Origin of the sequence: Streptomyces cyaneofuscatus (assembly GCF_033109485.1) — a bacterium.
GTDB lineage: Bacteria > Actinomycetota > Actinomycetes > Streptomycetales > Streptomycetaceae > Streptomyces > Streptomyces cyaneofuscatus.
Map to the genome: position 1 here is coordinate 5,263,451 of NZ_CP137002.1, position 19,005 is coordinate 5,282,455.

The 19,005-nt window shown below is 69.8% G+C and carries 20 protein-coding genes and 1 riboswitch; of the genes, 14 read left to right on the plus strand and 6 right to left on the minus strand.

Going from position 1 to position 19,005, the window contains the following annotated elements; all coding sequences use genetic code 11:
• Positions 1 to 40: 40 nt before the first annotated feature.
• Positions 41 to 367: a hypothetical protein gene (locus tag R2B67_RS23195; RefSeq protein WP_317820738.1), complete on the minus strand. Its 327-nt coding sequence runs from the start codon at positions 365 to 367 to the stop codon at positions 41 to 43.
• A gap of 370 nt (positions 368 to 737) precedes the next feature.
• On the opposite strand from R2B67_RS23195, the gene R2B67_RS23200 reads away from it, so the two are divergent.
• Together R2B67_RS23200 and R2B67_RS23205 are read left to right on the plus strand one after the other, a co-directional pair.
• Positions 738 to 3,149, plus strand: a complete 2,412-nt coding sequence (locus tag R2B67_RS23200) for an immune inhibitor A domain-containing protein (RefSeq protein WP_317820740.1) — start codon at positions 738 to 740, stop codon at positions 3,147 to 3,149.
• A 124-nt stretch (positions 3,150 to 3,273) separates the two neighbouring features.
• On the plus strand, positions 3,274 to 3,630 hold the full coding sequence (locus R2B67_RS23205; RefSeq protein ID WP_078533132.1) for a hypothetical protein: 357 nt from the start codon (positions 3,274 to 3,276) through the stop codon (positions 3,628 to 3,630).
• 30 nt (positions 3,631 to 3,660) lie between these two features.
• On the opposite strand, the gene R2B67_RS23210 is transcribed toward R2B67_RS23205, so the two are convergent.
• Both R2B67_RS23210 and R2B67_RS23215 read right to left on the minus strand, forming a co-directional pair.
• Positions 3,661 to 4,248 (minus strand): isochorismatase family protein, encoded by a 588-nt coding sequence (locus tag R2B67_RS23210; RefSeq protein ID WP_237326125.1) that lies wholly within the window; start codon positions 4,246 to 4,248, stop codon positions 3,661 to 3,663.
• Between the two features lie 157 nt (positions 4,249 to 4,405).
• On the minus strand, positions 4,406 to 5,734 hold the full coding sequence (locus R2B67_RS23215; protein WP_317820742.1) for a nicotinate phosphoribosyltransferase: 1,329 nt from the start codon (positions 5,732 to 5,734) through the stop codon (positions 4,406 to 4,408).
• A gap of 79 nt (positions 5,735 to 5,813) precedes the next feature.
• Between R2B67_RS23215 and clpS the strand changes: the two genes are divergently transcribed.
• From clpS to R2B67_RS23265, 10 genes are all read left to right on the plus strand, one after another.
• Positions 5,814 to 6,131: an ATP-dependent Clp protease adapter ClpS gene (clpS, locus tag R2B67_RS23220; protein ID WP_026241551.1), complete on the plus strand. Its 318-nt coding sequence runs from the start codon at positions 5,814 to 5,816 to the stop codon at positions 6,129 to 6,131.
• Between the two features lie 47 nt (positions 6,132 to 6,178).
• Positions 6,179 to 6,790: a DUF2017 domain-containing protein gene (locus R2B67_RS23225; RefSeq protein WP_237326122.1), complete on the plus strand. Its 612-nt coding sequence runs from the start codon at positions 6,179 to 6,181 to the stop codon at positions 6,788 to 6,790.
• Between the two features lie 321 nt (positions 6,791 to 7,111).
• The gene (locus R2B67_RS23230; protein ID WP_030567738.1) at positions 7,112 to 8,557 is read left to right on the plus strand and encodes an amino acid permease; all 1,446 of its coding nucleotides are present in this window, start codon (positions 7,112 to 7,114) and stop codon (positions 8,555 to 8,557) included.
• A 176-nt stretch (positions 8,558 to 8,733) separates the two neighbouring features.
• Positions 8,734 to 9,156, plus strand: coding sequence for a M67 family metallopeptidase (locus tag R2B67_RS23235; protein ID WP_018512377.1), 423 nt, complete (start codon positions 8,734 to 8,736; stop codon positions 9,154 to 9,156).
• An 18-nt stretch (positions 9,157 to 9,174) separates the two neighbouring features.
• Positions 9,175 to 9,353, plus strand: a riboswitch (cobalamin riboswitch).
• 39 nt (positions 9,354 to 9,392) lie between these two features.
• Positions 9,393 to 10,388 (plus strand): ABC transporter substrate-binding protein, encoded by a 996-nt coding sequence (locus R2B67_RS23240; protein WP_317820746.1) that lies wholly within the window; start codon positions 9,393 to 9,395, stop codon positions 10,386 to 10,388.
• Positions 10,385 to 11,425: a FecCD family ABC transporter permease gene (locus R2B67_RS23245; protein ID WP_317820747.1), complete on the plus strand. Its 1,041-nt coding sequence runs from the start codon at positions 10,385 to 10,387 to the stop codon at positions 11,423 to 11,425. Before R2B67_RS23240 ends, R2B67_RS23245 begins: the two co-directional genes overlap by 4 nt.
• Positions 11,426 to 11,456: 31 nt before the next feature.
• Positions 11,457 to 12,254, plus strand: coding sequence for an ABC transporter ATP-binding protein (locus R2B67_RS23250; protein ID WP_317820749.1), 798 nt, complete (start codon positions 11,457 to 11,459; stop codon positions 12,252 to 12,254).
• A gap of 69 nt (positions 12,255 to 12,323) precedes the next feature.
• Entirely contained in the window at positions 12,324 to 12,440 is a 117-nt protein-coding gene (locus R2B67_RS23255; RefSeq protein ID WP_309544402.1) for a putative leader peptide, read from the plus strand.
• 113 nt (positions 12,441 to 12,553) lie between these two features.
• Positions 12,554 to 12,832 (plus strand): MoaD/ThiS family protein, encoded by a 279-nt coding sequence (locus tag R2B67_RS23260; RefSeq protein WP_006124874.1) that lies wholly within the window; start codon positions 12,554 to 12,556, stop codon positions 12,830 to 12,832.
• Positions 12,832 to 13,782, plus strand: coding sequence for a PLP-dependent cysteine synthase family protein (locus R2B67_RS23265; RefSeq protein WP_018512381.1), 951 nt, complete (start codon positions 12,832 to 12,834; stop codon positions 13,780 to 13,782). The genes R2B67_RS23260 and R2B67_RS23265 overlap by 1 nt, the downstream gene beginning before the upstream one ends.
• 171 nt (positions 13,783 to 13,953) lie before the next feature.
• On the opposite strand, the gene R2B67_RS23270 is transcribed toward R2B67_RS23265, so the two are convergent.
• Positions 13,954 to 14,487 (minus strand): type II toxin-antitoxin system PemK/MazF family toxin, encoded by a 534-nt coding sequence (locus R2B67_RS23270; RefSeq protein ID WP_317820752.1) that lies wholly within the window; start codon positions 14,485 to 14,487, stop codon positions 13,954 to 13,956.
• A gap of 249 nt (positions 14,488 to 14,736) precedes the next feature.
• Between R2B67_RS23270 and R2B67_RS23275 the strand changes: the two genes are divergently transcribed.
• Positions 14,737 to 15,489: an MBL fold metallo-hydrolase gene (locus R2B67_RS23275; RefSeq protein ID WP_317820754.1), complete on the plus strand. Its 753-nt coding sequence runs from the start codon at positions 14,737 to 14,739 to the stop codon at positions 15,487 to 15,489.
• A gap of 107 nt (positions 15,490 to 15,596) precedes the next feature.
• Here the strand turns inward: R2B67_RS23275 and R2B67_RS23280 are convergent, their stop codons facing one another.
• Positions 15,597 to 16,862 (minus strand): PTS transporter subunit EIIC, encoded by a 1,266-nt coding sequence (locus tag R2B67_RS23280; protein ID WP_018512384.1) that lies wholly within the window; start codon positions 16,860 to 16,862, stop codon positions 15,597 to 15,599.
• A 260-nt stretch (positions 16,863 to 17,122) separates the two neighbouring features.
• On the minus strand, positions 17,123 to 18,382 hold the full coding sequence (locus R2B67_RS23285; protein ID WP_026241552.1) for a PTS transporter subunit EIIC: 1,260 nt from the start codon (positions 18,380 to 18,382) through the stop codon (positions 17,123 to 17,125).
• A 221-nt stretch (positions 18,383 to 18,603) separates the two neighbouring features.
• On the opposite strand from R2B67_RS23285, the gene R2B67_RS23290 reads away from it, so the two are divergent.
• A complete protein-coding gene (locus R2B67_RS23290; RefSeq protein WP_109165463.1) occupies positions 18,604 to 18,837 on the plus strand; it encodes a PTS sugar transporter subunit IIB in 234 nt (77 codons plus the stop codon).
• Positions 18,838 to 19,005: the final 168 nt, after the last annotated feature.

Here is a 19,005-nt window from a genome sequence, read left to right on the forward strand (position 1 = left end):
GGTACGTCGTCCCCGCCCGGCTGCCGGAGGTGCGGATCGCTCAGCGGCGCAGCGAGTGCTGCCGGTCCGCCTGCTGGGACGGGCGGGCGGCCGGCACCCGCTCCCGGGCGCCGAGGCCGTCCAGGGCGTGGTGCGTCCGGTCGGCGGAGGCGTGGACGGTGCGGTGCGGGTGCGCCGTCCGGGCCGGGGCGGGCTGCCGGGGCTGGGGCAGGCGTACGGCCACCAGCAGGCCGAGCGCGAGCGCGGTGACGGCGGCGATGCCCACGCCGATGCCCGACTCCGTACCGGAGAGCAGCAGCAGGGCGAGGGTCGTACAGATGACGGTGGCCGAACCGTAGACGAGCTGTGCGGCAGTCGGACGCGGCATGGCGTTCTTCCGTCCTCGGGACGTCGGATGGGCGGGCGGAGGTACGTGCACAGGTACCTTCCGACCCTACGACGGTGGATGCCCGACCGGGACCGGTAGTAAGCGTGACCTAACCCACGGTACCGGTGCACAGGGGGCGCACGGAGTCACGCCTCTCACCAACCGGACGGCGCGGCGCGCCCGTTGACGGTGATCCTGTCCGCATATCGGGAAAGCGCTCCTGCATAGTGCACTTGGTCTGTTCAAGTCAAGGTCTGTCTTTTCTCTCGCAACTCCGATCGAATGTCGTCACTTGTGACGCGTTCACGCGCGCGGCCCTCTCCGTACCCCCCTGGCCGCCGCGCGGGACGCCCGGGGAGGACTGCATCAAGTGACCAACCAGAGACGGGCGCTTCGCGCCGCTGCTGTTGTCGTGGCCATGGCCGCGACCGCGGCGACGGCCTCGACCTTCGCCACCGCCCAGGCGCATGACACCACGTCAGGTAACACCGCCTCCGCCGCTCCCACCGTCGACCGCCACGACCCGGCGCCCGGCAAGGGACATGTGGAGCACAACCTCGAAGGCCCCTTCAGCGAGCAGCAGGCAGCGCAGCGGGAGGCCGCGCTGGAGCAGGTGCTCGCCGGGGACAAGAAGGTGACGACCAAGGCCGGTTCCAAGGTCGTCAAGCTCGGCAGCAAGAAGTACGTGGAGCTCGGCCGGGAGAAGACCGACAAGATCTTCACCATCCTGCTGGAGTTCGGCGACAAGGTCGACGACACCACCCTGTTCGACCCGGACGGCGACGGCCCCAAGCCGCCCGTCAAGAAGTACGGCGGCACCCCCGGCCCGGCGCACAACGAGATCGCCAAGCCGGACCCGAAGAAGGACAACAGCACCGCCTGGAAGGCCGACTACAACCAGGCGCACTTCCAGAAGCTGTACTTCGGCGAGGGCAAGAACGTCCACTCGCTCAAGACCTACTACGAGAAGACCTCCTCGGGCCGTTACTCGGTCGAGGGCCAGGTCTCCGACTGGGTGAAGGTCGACTACAACGAGGCCCGCTACGGCTCCAACTACTGCGGCCAGTCCAACTGCGCCAACGTCTGGGACGCGGTCCGCGACGGCGTCAACGCCTGGGTCGCCGACCAGAAGGCCAAGGGCCGTACGGACGCGCAGATCAAGGCGAACCTCGCCGAGTACGACCAGTGGGACCGCTACGACTTCGACGGCGACGGCAACTTCAACGAGCCGGACGGCTACATCGACCACTTCCAGCTGGTCCACGCCGGTGAGGACGAGTCGGCCGGCGGCGGCGCCGAGGGCCCCAACGCCATCTGGGCGCACCGCTGGTACGCGTACGGCACCAACGCGGGCGCGACCGGCCCGGCGAACAACAAGGCCGGTGGCGCGCAGATCGGTGAGACCGGCATCTGGGTCGGTGACTACACCGTCCAGCCCGAGAACGGCGGCCTGGGCGTCTTCGCCCACGAGTACGCCCACGACCTCGGCCTCCCGGACCTGTACGACACCTCCGGTGGCGGCGAGAACTCGGTCGGCTTCTGGTCCCTGATGTCGGCGGGCTCCTGGCTCGGCACCGGCAAGGGCGAGATCGGCAACCTGCCGGGCGACATGACCTCGTGGGACAAGCTCCAGCTGGGCTGGCTCGACTACGACACGGCCAAGGCGGGCAAGACCTCGCTGCACAAGCTGGGCGTCTCGGAGTACAACACCAAGGACCCGCAGGCGCTCGTCGTCGAGCTGCCGGCCAAGGCCGTCACCACCACCGTCGTCAAGCCCGCCCAGGGGACGAAGCAGTGGTGGAGCGACCGGGGCGACAACCTGTCGAACACCCTGACCCGCTCGGTCGACCTGACCGGCAAGTCGTCGGCCAAGCTGGACCTTTCGGGCTGGTACGACATCGAGGCCGACTACGACTACCTCTACACCGAGGTGTCCGACAACGGCGGCACGAGCTGGACCGCGCTCGACGGCACCGCCGACGGCAAGGCCATCCCGCGTGACGCCAGCGACAAGCCGGCCCTGACCGACGTCTCGGGCGCGTACCAGAAGCTCTCCTTCCCGCTCGACGCCTACGCGGGCAAGAAGGTCGACCTCCGCTTCCGCTACCAGACGGACGGCGGCGCGGGCGGCAAGGGCTTCGCGGCCGACGAGATCACCATCACCGCCGACGGTGCCACCCTCTTCTCGGACAACGCCGAGGACGGTGACAACGGCTGGACGGTGAAGGGCTTCTCGCGGATCGGTGAGTCGTTCACGCAGGACTACCCGCAGTACTACATCGCGGAGAACCGCCAGTACGTGTCGTACGACGAGACCCTCAAGGTCGGCCCGTACAACTTCGGCTTCTCCACCACCCGCCCCGACTGGGTCGAGCACTACGCGTACCAGACCGGTCTGCTCGTCTGGCTCTGGGACACCTCCCAGAAGGACAACAACACCTCCGTCCACCCGGGCGAGGGTCTGATCCTGCCGGTCGACGCGCACGCCAAGCCGCTCAAGTGGAAGGACGGCTCGCTCCTGCGCAACAAGATCCAGCCGTTCGACGCCCCGTTCAGCTGGTACCCGAACAAGGGCTTCACGCTCCACAACGCGGACGTCCCGCTGCACATCAAGCCCGCCCTGGGCAACCCGGTCTTCGACGACCGCAAGGGCACCTACTGGTACAAGGACAACCCGACGGGCAGTGTCAAGGTTTCTGACACCAACACCCGCATCTCCATCCTCCTGGAGCCGGCCAACGGCTCCTCGATGACCGTGCTGGTCAGCCCCTCGGGCCGATAATTCCATAAAACCGCAGGTCAGAGCATGATCGGCCGTCGCCCTCTAGCGGGCGGCGGCCGATCGTGTTTAGGTGCGTCTTGTTCACATCCTTATTGACACGACGTCTCACGGGGGAGTGCGGAGCATGGCAGGCGGAGGTTTCTGCAGGTTGCCGAACGGCACGGTGGTGGTGGCGCTCACCCTCACCAGACCGTGCGGCGGTACGGGTACGGGGACGGGCCCGGACGCCCCGGTACGGGTGCTGGTCCACGCGGCGAACCGGGCGCGCGCCCTGACCAGGCTGCGCAACCTGGGGCTGCGGGCGGTGTACCTGCGCGGCAACGACCGGCCGCCCACACCGGACGAGATCACGGCGGTGCTGCACCACCCGGACGGCCTGCTGTGGCGGGCGGCGCCCCAGGCGGGCCAGGAGCTGTGGCACCCGATCAGGGCCCTGCTGGGCCCGGCGGGCCACGCCGGCCCCGCCCGCCCGGCGGCGTAGGGGCCGTGTGGAGCTGGCCGTATGGAGCTCCTAGGCCACGACGGGCTTCCCGGAGAGCTTCACGCCCGCTGTCCGGAGCTCGTCCAGGGCCTTCTCAGTGGTGGCGGAGGAGACCCCGGCGGTCAGGTCGAGCAGGACATGGGTGACGAAGCCCTCACGGGCCGCGTCCAGGGCGGTGGCCCGTACGCAGTGGTCGGTGGCGATGCCCACCACGTCGACCTCGGTGACGGACCGCTCGCGCAGCCACTCGGCGAGACCGGTCCCGTTCTCGTCGGCGCCCTCGAAACCGCTGTACGCGGCCGAGTAGGCGCCCTTGTCGAAGACGGTGTCGATGGCCCCGGAGGCGACGGCGGGCGCGAAGTTCGGGTGGAACCCGACGCCCTCGGTCCCGGCGACGCAGTGCACCGGCCAGGAGTCCACGAAGTCCGGCGTCTCGGAGAAGTGGTCCCCGGGGTCCACGTGGTGGTCCCGGGTGGCCACGACGTGCCGGTAGCCGGGCTGGGCCTCACCGATGAGATCGGTGATGGCGGCGGCGACATCGGCACCACCCGCCACCGCGAGGCTGCCGCCCTCGCAGAAGTCGTTCTGAACGTCCACGACGATCAATGCGCGGTGCATGGCGGGTGTCCTTAGGTGGGGAGGAGGGGGAGCGGAGATATTTCAACGTTCACGGGGATGCCAACGAGCGTAGAGACTAGGCCCTGACAATCAACCCCTACCCAGTTCAGCCCGTCCGGCGCTTGAGGACGAAGCGGCCAGCCGGACGCCCCCGGCCTCACACGTACTCCGTCCCGATCACCGGCTCGCCCCGCGACAACTGCATCGCCGACATCGGCAGCCCCGCCCGGGCGGAAACATGCCGCTCCCGAGCCGCCTCCAACGGCTCCCGAGCCACCACCACCCCACCCCGCACCAGCTCCACCAGCAGCTCCCGCCCCACGAGCCCCTCCGGCACCGCCCCGGTCCCGATCACCTCGGCCTCGGCCACGCCACCCTCGTCGACCCGGCGCGCCGCCCACTTGCGACCGCCCTTGGACGACTTCGCCCCGAGCGACTTCTTCGCCACCGGCACCAGCGGAGCATCCGGCTCCGCCGACCCGGCCCGCGCCACCAGCTTGTAGACCATCGAGCACGTCGGGTGCCCGCTCCCGGTCACGAGCTGCGTGCCCACCCCGTACGCGTCCACCGGCGCCGCCGCCAGCGAGGCGATCGCGTACTCGTCCAGGTCCGAGGTCACCACGATCTTCGTGCCCGTCGCCCCCAGCTCGTCCAGCTGCTGCCGCACCCGGTGCGCGACCAGCAGCAGGTCGCCCGAGTCGATCCGTACGGCCCCGAGCTCCGGCCCCGCGATCTCCACCGCCGCCCGCACGGCCTCGGTCACGTCGTACGTGTCGACCAGCAGCGTCGTCCCACGCCCCAGCGAGTCCACCTGCGCCCGGAACGCGTCCCGCTCCGTGTCGTGCAGCAGGGTGAAGGCGTGCGCGCTGGTGCCGACCGTCGGGATCCCGTAGCGGAATCCGGCCGCCAGATCGGAGGTCGCGTCGAACCCGCCGACGTACGCCGCTCGCGCCGAGGCCACCGCCGACAGCTCGTGCGTCCGCCGCGCCCCCATCTCGATCAGCCGGCGCCCCCCGGCCGCGGCCGACATCCGCGAGGCGGCGGCCGCGATGGCCGAGTCGTGGTTGAGGATGGAGAGGATCACCGTCTCCAGCAGCACGCACTCGGCGAAGGACCCCTCGACCCGCAGGATGGGCGATCCCGGGAAGTACACCTCGCCCTCCGGGTAGCCCCAGATGTCGCCGCTGAAGCGGTAGCCCGCCAGCCATTCCAGGGTCGGCTCGTCCACGATGTTCTGCTGGCGCAGGAAGCCGATCATCTCGTCGTCGAAGTGGAAGTTCTCCACCGCGTCCAGCACCCGCCCGGTGCCCGCGACGACCCCGTACCGCCGCCCCTCGGGCAGCCGGCGGGTGAACGCCTCGAAGACGGAGTGCCGGCCGGCGGTGCCCGCCTTGAGGGCCGCCTGCACCATGGTCAGCTCGTACTGGTCGGTGAAGAGCGCGGTCGACGGAACGCCGACCCGTCGCCCGAGGTCCGCTGAGTTCATGGCAGGGATGCTACCCCCTATTCGTCAAAGTGACGAGATGTGGGGTCCGTTTGTGCGCCCGGGCCGCCCGGGTGGCAGCATGGGACAGGTGAGCGTTGCTACCCCGCTAGAGATCGAACGTCCCGATTCGGCCGAGGAGACCTTCGCGGTCCCCGAGCCGGACGTCCCGTGGGTGACGCTCGTCCACAACGACCCGGTCAATCTCATGAGCTATGTGACCTATGTCTTCCAGGCCTACTTCGGCTACTCCAAGGACAAGGCCCACAAGCTCATGCTCGACGTGCACCAGAAGGGCCGCGCCGTCGTCTCCAGCGGGAGCCGCGAGGAGATGGAGCGCGACGTCCAGGCCATGCACGGCTACGGGCTGTGGGCCACCCTCACCCAGGACCGCAACTAGAACCCCTTCAGCGCCCCTGCCCCGTTCGACCCACCATCGGAGAATCCATGGCCGGCCATTTCGAGGCCACCCCGGGCGGCGGCGCGGCCGTCGCGCTCGACGAGGTCGAGATCTCGATCCTGCGCTCCCTCGCCGTGCAGCTGCTCGAACTGATCGGCCCGGGCGAGACGCCCGCCGACGGCGAGGATCCGCTCGCCGCGCTCTTCGCCGAGGGCCCCAGCAAGCCGCCGTCGGACCCGGCCCTGGCCCGGCTCTTCCCCGACGCGTACGGGGGTCCCGACGGGGCCGCCCCCGAGGAGAAGTCCGAGGAGGAGCTGCGGGCGCTGTCCGCCGAGTTCCGCCGCTTCACCGAGAACGATCTGCGCTCCCGCAAGCGCGAGGACGCCCTCGCCGTCGTCCGGACGCTGGACGCGCTCTCGCCCGACGGCAGCGGCGCGGCCGTGCTCACCCTCACCGCCGACGAGTGCCGCTCCTGGCTCGGCTCGCTCAACGACCTGCGCCTCACCATCGGCACCCGGCTGGACGTCTCCGACGAGGACGAGGGCGAGGAGGGTTCGCTCTACCGGCTCCCCGACAGCGACCCGCGCAAGCCGATGGTGATGGCTTATCTCTGGCTAGGGGCGCTCCAGGAAACGCTCGTCGAAACCCTGATGCCGTAATCCTCCGGCCCGACCGGTGAGCCGTCCGTGTTCGCTCAACGGACGCTCAGATCCGGGTAATGATCCCGCCAAGACATAAGCGCCATTCGTGGTGGATGGCGCCCCTTGTCCGCTTTTATCTGTGGGGTGCGCCACAGAATGTCCCATGGTGTCCTGTGACGGCCGTGATAAATCTTCACGACGCCCGGGGACGCCACCCCTGTTCCCGGGGCCGCCACCAGCCGGCCGAACGCCGGTGGCACTCCATCCATATCCGGGGGGATCAGGACCTGATCCGCAGCCTTGAGGGCGCGGATCGGCGTGGAGAAAGGCGCACCACACATGACATCGGCACAGGTCGACGAGGGACAGGCCGACAAGGGAAGGCCCGGCGCGGAAGCCGACGGGACCGAGACCGGCGGCGAGGGGTACCAGCGAGGTCTGGGCGCCCGCCAGATCCAGATGATCGCCATCGGCGGAGCCATCGGCACCGGGCTCTTCCTCGGCGCGGGCAAAGCGATCGACCGGGCCGGACCCAGCCTCATCCTGGCTTATGTCCTCGCGGGCCTGGTGATCTTCTTCATCATGCGGGCCCTGGGCGAACTGCTCATGTACCGCCCGGTCTCCGGCTCCTTCTCGGAGTACGCCCGCGAATTCATCGGGCCCTTCTTCGGATTCGTGACCGGCTGGACGTACTGGCTGTTCTGGGTGGTCACCGGAATCACCGAAGTCACCGCCGCAGCCACCTATATGACGTACTGGTGGGACATTCCGCAGTGGCTGTCCGCACTGGTCTTCACCGTCATTCTGTACGGCGCCAACCTGATCTCCGTGAAGCTCTTCGGTGAGCTGGAGTTCTGGTTCTCCATGGTCAAGGTCACCGCGATCGTCGGCATGATCCTCATCTGCGCCGGCGTGCTGACCCTCGGCTTCTCCGACGCGGGCGACACCGCGACCGTCTCCAACCTCTGGAACGACGGCGGGTTCTTCCCCAACGGCATCGGCGGCATGCTGATGACACTCCAGATCGTCATGTTCGCCTTCCTCGCCGTCGAGCTGGTCGGCGTCACCGCCGGGGAGTCCAAGGACCCCAAGACCGTGCTGCCCAAGGCCATCAACACCGTGCCGTGGCGCATCGCCGTCTTCTACGTCGGCGCGCTGATCATGATCCTGTCGGTCGTCCCGTGGTCCACGTTCAAGCCGGGCGTCTCGCCGTTCGTGAAGGCCTTCGAGGAGATGGGGCTCGGCATCGGCGCCGCCATCGTCAACTTCGTCGTCCTGACCGCGGCGCTCTCCTCCTGCAACTCCGGCATGTACTCCACCGGCCGTATGCTCCGCGACCTGGCCATGAACGGACAGGGCCCGCGCGCCTTCACCAAGCTGACGAAGAACGGCCTGCCGCTCGTCGGCACCACCTTCTCCGCCGCCCTGATGCTCGTCGGCGTCTGGATCAACTACCAGTGGCCGGGCGAGGCGTTCAACTACGTCGTCTCCTTCGCGACCATCTCCGGCATGTGGGCCTGGATCATGATCCTGTTCAGCCAGATCCGCTACCGCCGCCTGGCCGACCGGGGCGTGCTCCCGCACTCCTCGTTCAAGGCGCCGGGCGCCCCGTACACCAGCTGGTTCGCGCTCGCCTTCATCGGCATGGTCATCGTGATGATGGCGGTCGACAAGGACGCCAGGATCTCGCTCTACTGCGCCCCGGTCTGGGCGCTCCTCCTGGGCGTCTCCTACCTGGTGCTCAAGTCGCGCAACCCGGAGAACACGGCCTTCGCCAAGCGCTGACCCCGTCCTGGCCAAGCACCGACCCCGAGGGCGGACCCGGCGACCCCGGGCCCACGACCGGCCCTCCTCCCGGACGCCCGGCCGCTCACCCTCCCCCCACGGCCCCGGCGTCCACCATGCGGGCCCTCCCGTACCACCCACCGGTACGCGAGGGCCCGCATGCCTATCCTGGCGCCATGCTGACCATCACCCAGGCGCTCCACGACCAGATCGTCGCCCACTCCCGCGCCGACCACCCCGACGAGGCGTGCGGCGTGGTGGCGGGCCCGGCCGGAACGGGGCGCCCCGAGCGCTTCATCCCGATGCTCAACGCCGCCCGCTCGCCCACGTTCTACGAGTTCGACTCCGGCGACCTCCTCAAGCTCTACCGCGAGATGGACGACCGCGACGAGGAGCCCGTGGTCATCTACCACTCCCACACGGCGACCGAGGCCTACCCCTCCCGCACCGACGTGACGTACGCGAACGAGCCCGGCGCCCACTACGTCCTGGTCTCCACCGCCGACACCGACGGCGCCGGCCCCTTCCAGTTCCGCTCGTACCGCATCGTGGACGGCGAGATCACCGAGGAAGACGTGCAGGTCGTCGAGGCGTACTGAGCACCCGGGTACGTCGCGGAGCCCGTGGTCGGGTCTGGCACACTGCACCCCAGACCCGACCACAGGGCAGCAGGAACCAGGAAGCCGGTGCGAATCCGGCACGGTCCCGCCACTGTGACCGGGCAGCCCTCCCGTACGTACCGACGTACCGGACGGCGGCCCGGAAGCCAGGAACTGGCCCGCTGCCTTCTCCGCATCGACCAGGGGACGCGGAAATCCCCCGGAGAGGCCCCGCCATGTCCCGGCGCACCCCCGCGCTCATAGCCGCCGCCGTGCTGCTCCCGCTCGCCCTCACCGCCTGCTCCAACCCCGAGGGCGACGAGCCCGCCGGGAACAAGGCCGCGGCGAAGAGCGACGGCTTCCCGTACACCGTCACCAACTGCGGTGTCACCACCACCTACAAGGCCCCGCCGAAGCGCGTGGTCACCATGAACCAGCACGTCACCGAGATCATGCTGGAGCTCGGCCTCACCAAGTCCCTGGTCGGCACCGCCTACCTCGACGACAAGGTCCTGCCGAAGTACGCGAAGGACTACGCGTCCGTCCCGGTCATCGCCAAGGAGTACCCCTCCTACGAGCAGGTCCTCGCCAGCAACCCCGACTTCGTCTACGGCGGCTACAGCAGCGCCTTCACCGCCGGCGACGGCCGCGGCCGCGAGGCGTTCGAGAAGGCCGGCATCGAGACCCGGCTCAACACCGAGAGCTGCGCCAAGGCCGACACCCCGATGGAGACCCTCTACGAGGAGATCCGCGAGGTCGGCCGCACCTTCGGCGTCACCGACCGCGCCGAGGCCTGGATCAAGCAGGCCAAGGCCGACAACGCGGCCACCGCCGAGAAGCTCAAGGACCTCAAGGCCCTCCCCGTCTTCGTCTACGACAGCGGCGACAAGACCGCGTTCACCGCGGGCGGCAAGGGCATCGGCAACGAGCTGATCACGCGCGCCGGCGGCACCAACATCTTCGCCGACCTCGACAAGTCCTTCGGGGACGCCTCCTGGGAGAACGTCGTCGCCCGCAAGCCCGAGGCGATCGTGATCTACGACTACGGCGCGACCACCGTCGCCCAGAAGAAGAAGCGCCTCCTGGACGACCCGGCCCTCGCCGACGTCCCCGCCATCAAGAACAAGCGCTTCGCGGTCATGCCGCTCTCCGACGCGGTCCTCGGTGTCCGTGTCCCCGCCGCCGTCGAGAAGCTCGCGGCCCAGCTCCACCCGGCGGCCACCACCTCGTGACCTGCCGCACCCCCGCACCGCGGCGGCTGCTGCGCTACACCCTGGTCGTCGGCGTCCTCGCCGCCCTCCTCGCAGCCGCCGTGGTCGCCGCCCTCGCCCTCGGCTCCGTCCGCATCCCGCCCGGCCAGGTCATCGACATCCTGACCGGCCGGGCGGACGCGAGCCCGTTCCGCACGATCGTCCTGGACGTCCGGCTGCCCCGGGTCCTGCTCGGCATCGTCGTCGGCGCCGGACTCGCCGTCATCGGCACCGTCCTCCAGGCCCTCGTACGGAACCAGCTCGCCGACCCGTTCCTCCTCGGCGTCTCCTCCGGCGCCTCCACCGGCGCGGTCCTGGTCATCGTCCTCGGCATCGGCGCCACCCTCGCCACCACCGTCACGATCCCGGCCGCCGCGTTCGCCGGAGCGCTGCTCTCGCTGCTCCTCGTCTACACCCTGGCGCGCGGCGGGGGAGGCCTCACCACCAACCGGCTGGTCCTCGCCGGGGTCGCCGTCTCCTACATCCTCTCCGCCCTGACCAGCCTGATCCTGGTCACCTCCGCCCGCGCCGACCACCTCCAGGAAGTCCTCTACTGGACCCTCGGCGGCCTCGGCGCGGCCCGCTGGGACATGCTCGCGCTGCCGACGGTCACCCTGATCGCCGGTACGGCCGTGCTCCTCACCCTGGCCCGCCCGCTCGACCTGCTCCTGGTGGGGGAGGAGGGCGCGACCGTCCTCGGCCTGGACACCGCCCGCTTCCGGGCCGCCGTCTTCGTCCTCGCCTCCCTGATGACCGGGGCGCTCGTCGCGTACAGCGGAGCGATCGGCTTCGTCGGGCTGATGGTCCCGCACATGGCCCGGATGGCGGTCGGCGCCGCGCACCGCGCGCTGCTCCCGGTGGTCGCGCTCGGCGGGGCGGTGTTCCTGGTCCTCGCCGACCTGGCCGCCCGCACGCTCGCGGCCCCGCAGGACATCCCGGTAGGCGTGCTCACCGCCCTGACCGGCGGCCCGTTCTTCCTGTGGATGCTGCGCCGCAGGCCGGAAGGGGCCCCCGCATGAGAGCCGTACGTACGCCCGAGGGAGCCCGCCCGTGACCACCCTGCGCACCGAGGCACTCTCGTACGGCGTCGGCGAAGGCCGCCACCTCGTGGACTCCGTCGACCTCACCGCCGCCGACGGCGAGACCGTCGGCCTGGTCGGCCCCAACGGCAGCGGCAAGACCACGCTCCTGCGCTGCGTCTACGGCACCCTGCGCCCCACCCACGGCCGCGTCCTCCTCGACGGCGACGACCTCGCCACCCTCCCCGTGAAGGCCCGCGCCCAGCGCATCGCCACCGTCCCGCAGGACGGCCACGCCGGGTTCGAGCTCACCGTCGGCCAGGTCGTCGCGATGGGCCGCGCCCCGCACAAGCGGTTCTGGGAGGCCGACAACGCCGCCGACACCGCCCTCGTCACCGAGGCCCTCGACCGGGTCGGGATCGCCGCACTCGAACCCCGTACGTTCGCCTCCCTCTCCGGCGGCGAACGCCAACGCGCCCTGGTCGCCCGCGCCCTGGTCCAGCAGCCCGCGCTCGTCGTCCTGGACGAGCCGACCAACCACCTGGACATCCGCTACCAGCTGGAGATCCTCTCCCTGGTCCGCGGCCTCGGCACCACCAACCTCCTCGCCCTGCACGACCTCAACCTCGCCGCCTACTACTGCGACCGCCTGTACGTCCTCAAGGGCGGCCGCGTCGTCGCCTCCGGCACCCCCGAGGAGGTCCTCACGGCGGACCTGCTCGGCGAGGTCTACGGCGTCGCGGCCGAGGTCAGCGCCCACCCGAAGACGGGTGCGCCGACGGTGATCTACCTGCCGGAGGGACCAGGCCGCCCCGCCCTGTCCACATAATGATCGCTCACCATCCACCATGTGGGATCACACTCGGGTTTCCGGACGGGGAATCGATACGATGCCCGCATGGTTCCCCATGACGTGAGCAACAGGACGCCGGGCACACTGCTCGTCGCGCGGCTGCACGTCGACCTGTGCAGGCTCAAGAGCGCGATCTGTCCCCCGCCCGCAGCCTGCCCGTGAGCCGCACGGCCTGAACCACGGCCCACGCGCCACCCACCTGCTCCACCCCCCGCGCGGGGGAAGAAACGCGCGCCCCACGCCACCACTCCCCGCTTTCGACAGGAGCCCACGCCATGGCCATCGAGGTCCGCATCCCGACCATCCTCCGCACCTACACCGACGGCGCCAAGGCCGTCGAAGGCAACGGGGACACCCTCGCCGACCTCTTCGCCGACCTGGAGAGCCGCCACACCGGCATCCGTGAGCGCATCGTCGACGGCGAGCAGCTCCGCCGCTTCGTGAACGTCTACCTCAACGACGAGGACGTCCGCTTCCTCGACGGCATCTCCACCAAGCTCAGCGACGGCGACAACGTCACCATCCTCCCGGCCGTCGCCGGCGGCATGCGCTGATGCGGTACGACTCCCCGCTGGCGGCCGTGGGGAACACCCCCCTCGTCCGCCTCCCGCGGCTGTCCCCGTCCGAGGACGTCCGCATCTGGGCCAAGCTGGAGGACCGCAACCCCACCGGCTCGATCAAGGACCGCCCCGCGCTCCACATGGTCGAACAGGCCGAGAAGGACGGCCGGCTCACCCCCGGCTGCACGATCCTGGAGCCCACCAGCGGCAACACCGGCATCTCGCTCGCCATGGCGGCCAAGCTCAAGGGCTACCGCATCGTCTGCGTCATGCCGGAGAACACCTCGCAGGAACGCCGCGACCTGCTCGCCATGTGGGGCGCCGAGATCATCTCCTCCCCGGCCGCGGGCGGCTCCAACACGGCCGTACGGGTCGCGAAGGAGCTCAGCGAGGAGCACCCGGACTGGGTGATGCTCTACCAGTACGGCAATCCGGACAACGCGGGCGCCCACTACGCCACCACCGGACCGGAGATCCTCACCGACCTCCCGTCCATCACGCACTTCGTGGCGGGCCTCGGCACCACCGGCACCCTGATGGGCGTCGGCCGCTACCTCCGCGAGAACCGCCCCGGCATCCAGATCGTCGCCGCCGAGCCGCGCTACGACGACCTGGTCTACGGCCTCCGCAACCTCGACGAGGGCTTCGTCCCCGAGCTCTACGACGCCTCGGTCCTCACCACCCGCTTCTCGGTCGGCTCCGCCGACGCGGTCACCCGCACCCGCGAACTCCTCCAGCAGGAGGGCATCTTCGCGGGCGTCTCCACCGGCGCCGCACTCCACGCGGCGATCGGCGTGGGCAACAAGGCGGTCAAGGCGGGGGAGAGCGCGGACATCGTCTTCGTGGTGGCGGACGGCGGCTGGAAGTACCTGTCGACGGGCGTCTACACAGCGGAAACGACGGAAGCGGCGATCGAGACGTTGCAGGGCCAGCTCTGGGCGTAGCCCACTCGAGCCTGTCCGGGGGCGTCCTCTCTGGCCCGTTTCGGGGGCGCCATCCCAGCCCGTCCGGGCTCACTCCAGCCCGTCCGGCGTTTGAGGACGTCTTTTCATCTTTTGAGCCCCTCCGGCGATTGAGGAGCGGGGCCCGGGGCAGCGCCCCGAAGGGCCCCGCCCTCACCCCGCCCCCAGCCCCCGCACCCGCTCCCACAGCTCGGAATCCACCGCCCCCACCCTCCGCCGGAACCCCCCGAGCGCCACCTCCCGCAGCTCATCCGTCTCCAGGAAGCTCTGCCGCCCCCGCTGATCCCCCACCGTCCCCGCGGGCAGCGCGATCACCCCGGGCCGCTCCTCGTGATGCTTGCTGGTGATCTTGGCGACGATCACCGTGCGCCCCCGGCCCCGCCCCCGTACGGAAAGCACCAGGCACGGCCGGTCCTTGGACCCGGGCCCGTCCTCGTACGGCACATCGGCCCACCACACCTCACCCGCCCGCGGTGTACGCGCGTCCCCGCGCCCCGACGGCCCCGACGGCCCTGACGGCTTTCCCGAAGGCCGCGAAGGCCGCGACGGCGGCCGGGCCGACCCTGCCGGCTGCCGCGGCCGCCGCGACCGGGGCCCCCGGTCCGAGCGCCCCCGCCCGTCCACCACCGCGGCGACGAGGGCCAGCAGAACCACGGCGACCAGCGCCACCCACCAGAACGTGTTCATCCCCCGACGGTACCGGCGGCCGCCGGACACCCCTCCCGCACCCGGACGCCGCGCCCGGGCCCCACCGTGGGCGCGCTTCCATCGAACCGGTGACAGAGCAGGTGAGTTCCCCCACAACGGCAGGCGGCAGAGGAGCGACGCGGAGTTTTGCGCCTTACGCTCGACAAACCGCAAAACGTTCCGGCAGGAATTGCACGACCCCACCCGCACGAACCCTCCCCGTTCCCATGCCTCGGAGGTTCACGCTCCATGAAGCTCACCGTCGTCGGCTGCTCCGGCTCGTTCCCGTCCCCGGGTTCGGCATGCTCGAGCTACCTCGTAGAGGCCGACGGCTTCCGGCTGCTCCTCGACATGGGCAACGGCGCCCTCGGCGAGCTGCAGCGCCACGTCGGTCTCTACGACCTCGACGCGATCTTCCTCAGCCACCTCCACGCCGATCACTGCGCCGACATGTGCGCGTACTTCGTCGTGCGCTACTACCGCCACGACGGCGCCCGCCCGGTCCCTCTTCCGGTCTACGGACCCGAAGGCACCGAGCAGCACCTGACCGCCGCCCACGGCGACACCCCCTCCGAGCAGGCGATGAGCGAGGTCTTCGACTTCCACACGCTCAAGGCGGACTCCTTCGAGATCGGCCCCTTCACGGTCCGTACGGAGAAGCTCCGCCACCCCGTCGACACCTTCGGCATCCGGGTCGAGCACGGCGGCTCCACCCTCGCCTACTCCGGCGACACCGGGACCTGCGACGCCCTGGAGGAGCTGGCCCGGGACGCGGACCTGTTCCTGTGCGAGGCGTCGTTCGTCGACGGCAAGGAAGACATCCCCGACCTGCACCTCAACGGCCGTGAGGCCGGCGAGGCCGCCGCCCGCGCGGGCGCCCGCCGGCTCGTCCTCACCCACATCCCGCCGTGGACGGACGAGAACCGCAACCTCGCCGACGCACGGGCGGCCTACCCGGGCCCGGTGGACCTGGCGGCGCCGGGAGCGGTGTACGAGTTCTGAGTACGGGTCCGGGTCCAGGTCCAGGTACGACGAAGCCCCCGCCTTCCAAGAAGGAAGGCGGGGGCTTCGTGCGTACGGAGTACGGGGGGTACGGGTGCGGCTGAGGGCTACTTCGCCTCGGCCTTCTGCAGCTCGGCGAGCTCCTCGTCCGACTCCCGGCCCGGGGTCGGGAGGTTGAACTTGGTGATCGCGAAGCGGAAGACCACGTAGTAGATCACCGCGAAGCAGAGGCCGACCAGGACCAGCAGCCAGGGCTTCGACGCGATGCCGAGGTTCAGCAGGAAGTCGACCAGACCGGCGGAGAAGCCGAAGCCGTCCTTCATGCCGAGCGCCCAGGTCAGGGCCATCGACACACCGGTCAGCACCGCGTGGATCGCGTACAGCACCGGGGCGATGAACATGAACGTGAACTCGATCGGCTCGGTCACACCGGTGACGAACGAGGTCAGCGCGAGGGAGAACATCATGCCGCCGACGACCTTGCGGCGCTCCGGACGGGCACAGTGGACGATCGCGAGGCAGGCCGCCGGGAGGGCGAACATCATGATCGGGAAGAAGCCGGTCATGAACTGTCCGGCGTTCGGGTCACCGGCGAGGAAGCGGGCGATGTCACCGTGGGCGCCGTTGTACTCGCCCGCCTGGAACCACGGGAAGGAGTTCAGCAGGTGGTGCATGCCGACCGGGATCAGCGCACGGTTGGCGACACCGAAGATGCCCGCGCCGACCGCGCCCGAGCCGACGAGCCACTCACCGAAGTTGTGCAGACCGGCGCCGAGGACCGGCCAGATCAGACCGAAGACGATACCGATGAGCAGACCCGCGAAGGCGGAGAGGATCGGGACCAGACGGCGGCCGCTGAAGAAGCCGGCCCAGTCGGGCAGCTTCGTCCGGTAGAACTTCTGGTACAGCAGGGCCACGACTATGCCCATCACGACACCGCCGAGGACACCGGCGTTGACGGGGGCGTCGCTCATCACGATCTTGCCGTCGGCGACGCTCGCGACCTGGGGCAGGTTGCTGTCCGTGAAGGTGGCGAGCACCTTCTGGAAGACGAGGTAACCGGTGACGGCGGCCAGCGCCGTCGAGCCGTCCGACTTCTTCGCGAAGCCGATCGCGATACCGACGGCGAACAGCAGCGGCATGTTGTCGAGGATCGCGCCGCCGCCCGCGGCCATGTAACCGGCGAGCTTCGTGATGAAGGTCGGGAACGACTCGCGCCCCAGCATGTCGCCGTTGCCGAGGCGGACCAGGAGCGCGGCTGCCGGCAGCACGGCGACCGGCAGCATGAGGCTGCGGCCGATGCGCTGCATGACGGCCATCGCGCCGGCGCCCTTCTTCTTCTCGGCCGCGGGTGCGGTCTCAGCCGTGGTCATCAACTTCCTCCATGGGACACGGTGCCGCCAAGGTCGTTGATGCGGGGAGGCGGCGACTCGACAGACCCTGCGGCAGAGCGCCGTGGTCTGGACCACTCAGTGGTGTAGACCAGTTTTAGCACGGTGAGGGTTAGATAAGGAACCTGCAATTCCCTGCTGATTCGCGGTAGCAGACCCGGCACGTTCGGTGACAAGCGAAAGGCCCCCGGACCAGGTGGTCCGAGGGCCTTGCGTGACCGGGGTGGAACCCGGCCGACCTGCTACTTCGTGAGATCCTTCTCGATCTCCTTCTCGATCTCCTCCGGTTCACGGCCCGGCGTCTTGAGGTCGAACTTGGTGATCGCGAAGCGGAAGATCACGTAGTAGATCACGGCGAAGCACGCGCCGATCGGGATGATCAGCCACGGTTTTGTATCCAGATGCCAGTTGACGACATAGTCGATCAACCCGGCCGAGAAGCTGAACCCGGCATGCACTCCCAGCAGCCAGGTGATGCCCATCGAGGCCCCGGTGAGCACCGCGTGCACGCCGTACAGCAGCGGCGCGACGAACATGAACGAGAACTCCAGCGGCTCGGTGACGCCGGTCACGAACGAGGTCAGCGCCACCGACACCATCAGACCGCCCACCTCCTTGCGGCGCTCGGGACGCGCACAGTGGGTGATGGCCAGGGCGGCGGCGGGCAGGCCGAACATCATGATCGGGAAGAAGCCCGAGGTGAACTGGCCGGCCGACGGGTCCTCGGCGAAGAACCGGGAGATGTCGCCCTGGACGGTCTGGCCGTCCGCCCCGGTGAACTCACCCGCCTGGAACCAGAAGAACGTGTTCAGGAACTGGTGCATGCCGATCGGGATCAGCAGCCGGTTCGCGAAGCCGAAGATCGCCGCGCCCCACGAGCCGAGGTCGATCAGCTGCTTGGAGAACCAGGTCAGCCCGTCACCCACCGGCTGCCACAGCAGTCCGAACACCACGCCCAGGATCACGCAGAGGAACGCCATCAGGATCGGCACCAGGCGCCGGCCGTTGAAGAAGCCGAGCCAGTCCACCAGCTTGGTGCGGTGGTAGCGCTGCCAGACCACCGCGGTCAGCAGGCCGATCAGGATGCCGCCGAGGACGCCGGGGTTCTGCGGTTCGCCGTCGGGCAGCTCGTCCGTGACCGTGCCGTCCATGGGGAAGGCGGTGAGGACGCCCCGGTAGACCAGGAAGCCGACCACCGCCGCGAGCGCGGTGGAGCCGTCCGCCTTCTTCGCGAAGCCGATGGCCACGCCGATGCAGAAGAGCAGCGGCAGGCCCAGCTCGCCGTCCAGGATCGCGGTGCCGCCGTTGAGCAGGACCTTGGAGGTCTTGTCCCAGAAGGCGCCGTGGAGGTACGAGTCGAAGAGGTTCCCGAGGCTGACGAGCAGACCCGCCGCCGGGAGGACGGCCACCGGGAGCTGGAGGGAGCGGCCGACCTTCTGCAAGCCCTGGACCGGCCCGTTCCACCATTTCGGCTGCGGTGCCGCAGCGGCGCTCGAACTCATCGGCGTCCTTCCCGGAACAAGCCTCGTTTGGCGGTCGTCGGAAACTGGTGTAGACCAGTTGCGTCACGGTCCGGGCCCGCCCCGAAGTCAGGGCACCGGTGATCGTTATCTTTGGTGATAGTCCGGTTACCCGCCCGCGAAGTTGGGCCAACCGTGCGTTACCGTGACGAAACGGACCCGCAGCGGGCGGCCCGTCTGCACGCGAAAACCAGGGAGAAGGCATGGCCACCAAGGCTGAGAAGATCGTCGCCGGGCTCGGCGGCATCGACAACATCGACGAGATCGAAGGCTGCATCACCCGCCTCCGCACCGAGGTCCACAACGCCGACCTGGTCGACGAGGCCGCCCTGAAGGCCGCCGGCGCCCACGGCGTCGTCAAGATGGGCACCGCGATCCAGGTCGTCATCGGCACCGACGCCGACCCCATCGCCGCCGACATCGAAGACATGATGTGACCGGCTGACACCCCGCCGCCGCGCACCGCAGGCCCCCGCACCCCACCAGGTGCCGGGGCCTGCGTCGTACGAGAGCACGGTCCGAGGGGGCGGCGGCGCCCGCGGCGTACGCACGCTCCCGGCCCCGCCCACGGCCGCTCCGCACCCGAACGGACCCGCCCCCGCCAC

Bases quoted from the DNA above. Each gene is read 5' to 3' on its own strand.
- R2B67_RS23195 (WP_317820738.1), bottom strand. From the start codon at position 367: ATGCCGCGTCCGACTGCCGCACAGCTCGTCTACGGTTCGGCCACCGTC.
- R2B67_RS23205 (WP_078533132.1), top strand. From the start codon at position 3,274: ATGGCAGGCGGAGGTTTCTGCAGGTTGCCGAACGGCACGGTGGTGGTG.
- R2B67_RS23210 (WP_237326125.1), bottom strand. From the start codon at position 4,248: ATGCACCGCGCATTGATCGTCGTGGACGTTCAGAACGACTTCTGCGAG.
- R2B67_RS23215 (WP_317820742.1), bottom strand. From the start codon at position 5,734: ATGAACTCAGCGGACCTCGGGCGACGGGTCGGCGTTCCGTCGACCGCG.
- clpS (WP_026241551.1), top strand. From the start codon at position 5,814: ATGGGACAGGTGAGCGTTGCTACCCCGCTAGAGATCGAACGTCCCGAT.
- R2B67_RS23225 (WP_237326122.1), top strand. From the start codon at position 6,179: ATGGCCGGCCATTTCGAGGCCACCCCGGGCGGCGGCGCGGCCGTCGCG.
- R2B67_RS23230 (WP_030567738.1), top strand. From the start codon at position 7,112: ATGACATCGGCACAGGTCGACGAGGGACAGGCCGACAAGGGAAGGCCC.
- R2B67_RS23235 (WP_018512377.1), top strand. From the start codon at position 8,734: ATGCTGACCATCACCCAGGCGCTCCACGACCAGATCGTCGCCCACTCC.
- R2B67_RS23240 (WP_317820746.1), top strand. From the start codon at position 9,393: ATGTCCCGGCGCACCCCCGCGCTCATAGCCGCCGCCGTGCTGCTCCCG.
- R2B67_RS23255 (WP_309544402.1), top strand. From the start codon at position 12,324: ATGGTTCCCCATGACGTGAGCAACAGGACGCCGGGCACACTGCTCGTC.
- R2B67_RS23260 (WP_006124874.1), top strand. From the start codon at position 12,554: ATGGCCATCGAGGTCCGCATCCCGACCATCCTCCGCACCTACACCGAC.
- R2B67_RS23265 (WP_018512381.1), top strand. From the start codon at position 12,832: ATGCGGTACGACTCCCCGCTGGCGGCCGTGGGGAACACCCCCCTCGTC.
- R2B67_RS23270 (WP_317820752.1), bottom strand. From the start codon at position 14,487: ATGAACACGTTCTGGTGGGTGGCGCTGGTCGCCGTGGTTCTGCTGGCC.
- R2B67_RS23275 (WP_317820754.1), top strand. From the start codon at position 14,737: ATGAAGCTCACCGTCGTCGGCTGCTCCGGCTCGTTCCCGTCCCCGGGT.
- R2B67_RS23280 (WP_018512384.1), bottom strand. From the start codon at position 16,862: ATGACCACGGCTGAGACCGCACCCGCGGCCGAGAAGAAGAAGGGCGCC.
- R2B67_RS23285 (WP_026241552.1), bottom strand. From the start codon at position 18,382: ATGAGTTCGAGCGCCGCTGCGGCACCGCAGCCGAAATGGTGGAACGGG.
- R2B67_RS23290 (WP_109165463.1), top strand. From the start codon at position 18,604: ATGGCCACCAAGGCTGAGAAGATCGTCGCCGGGCTCGGCGGCATCGAC.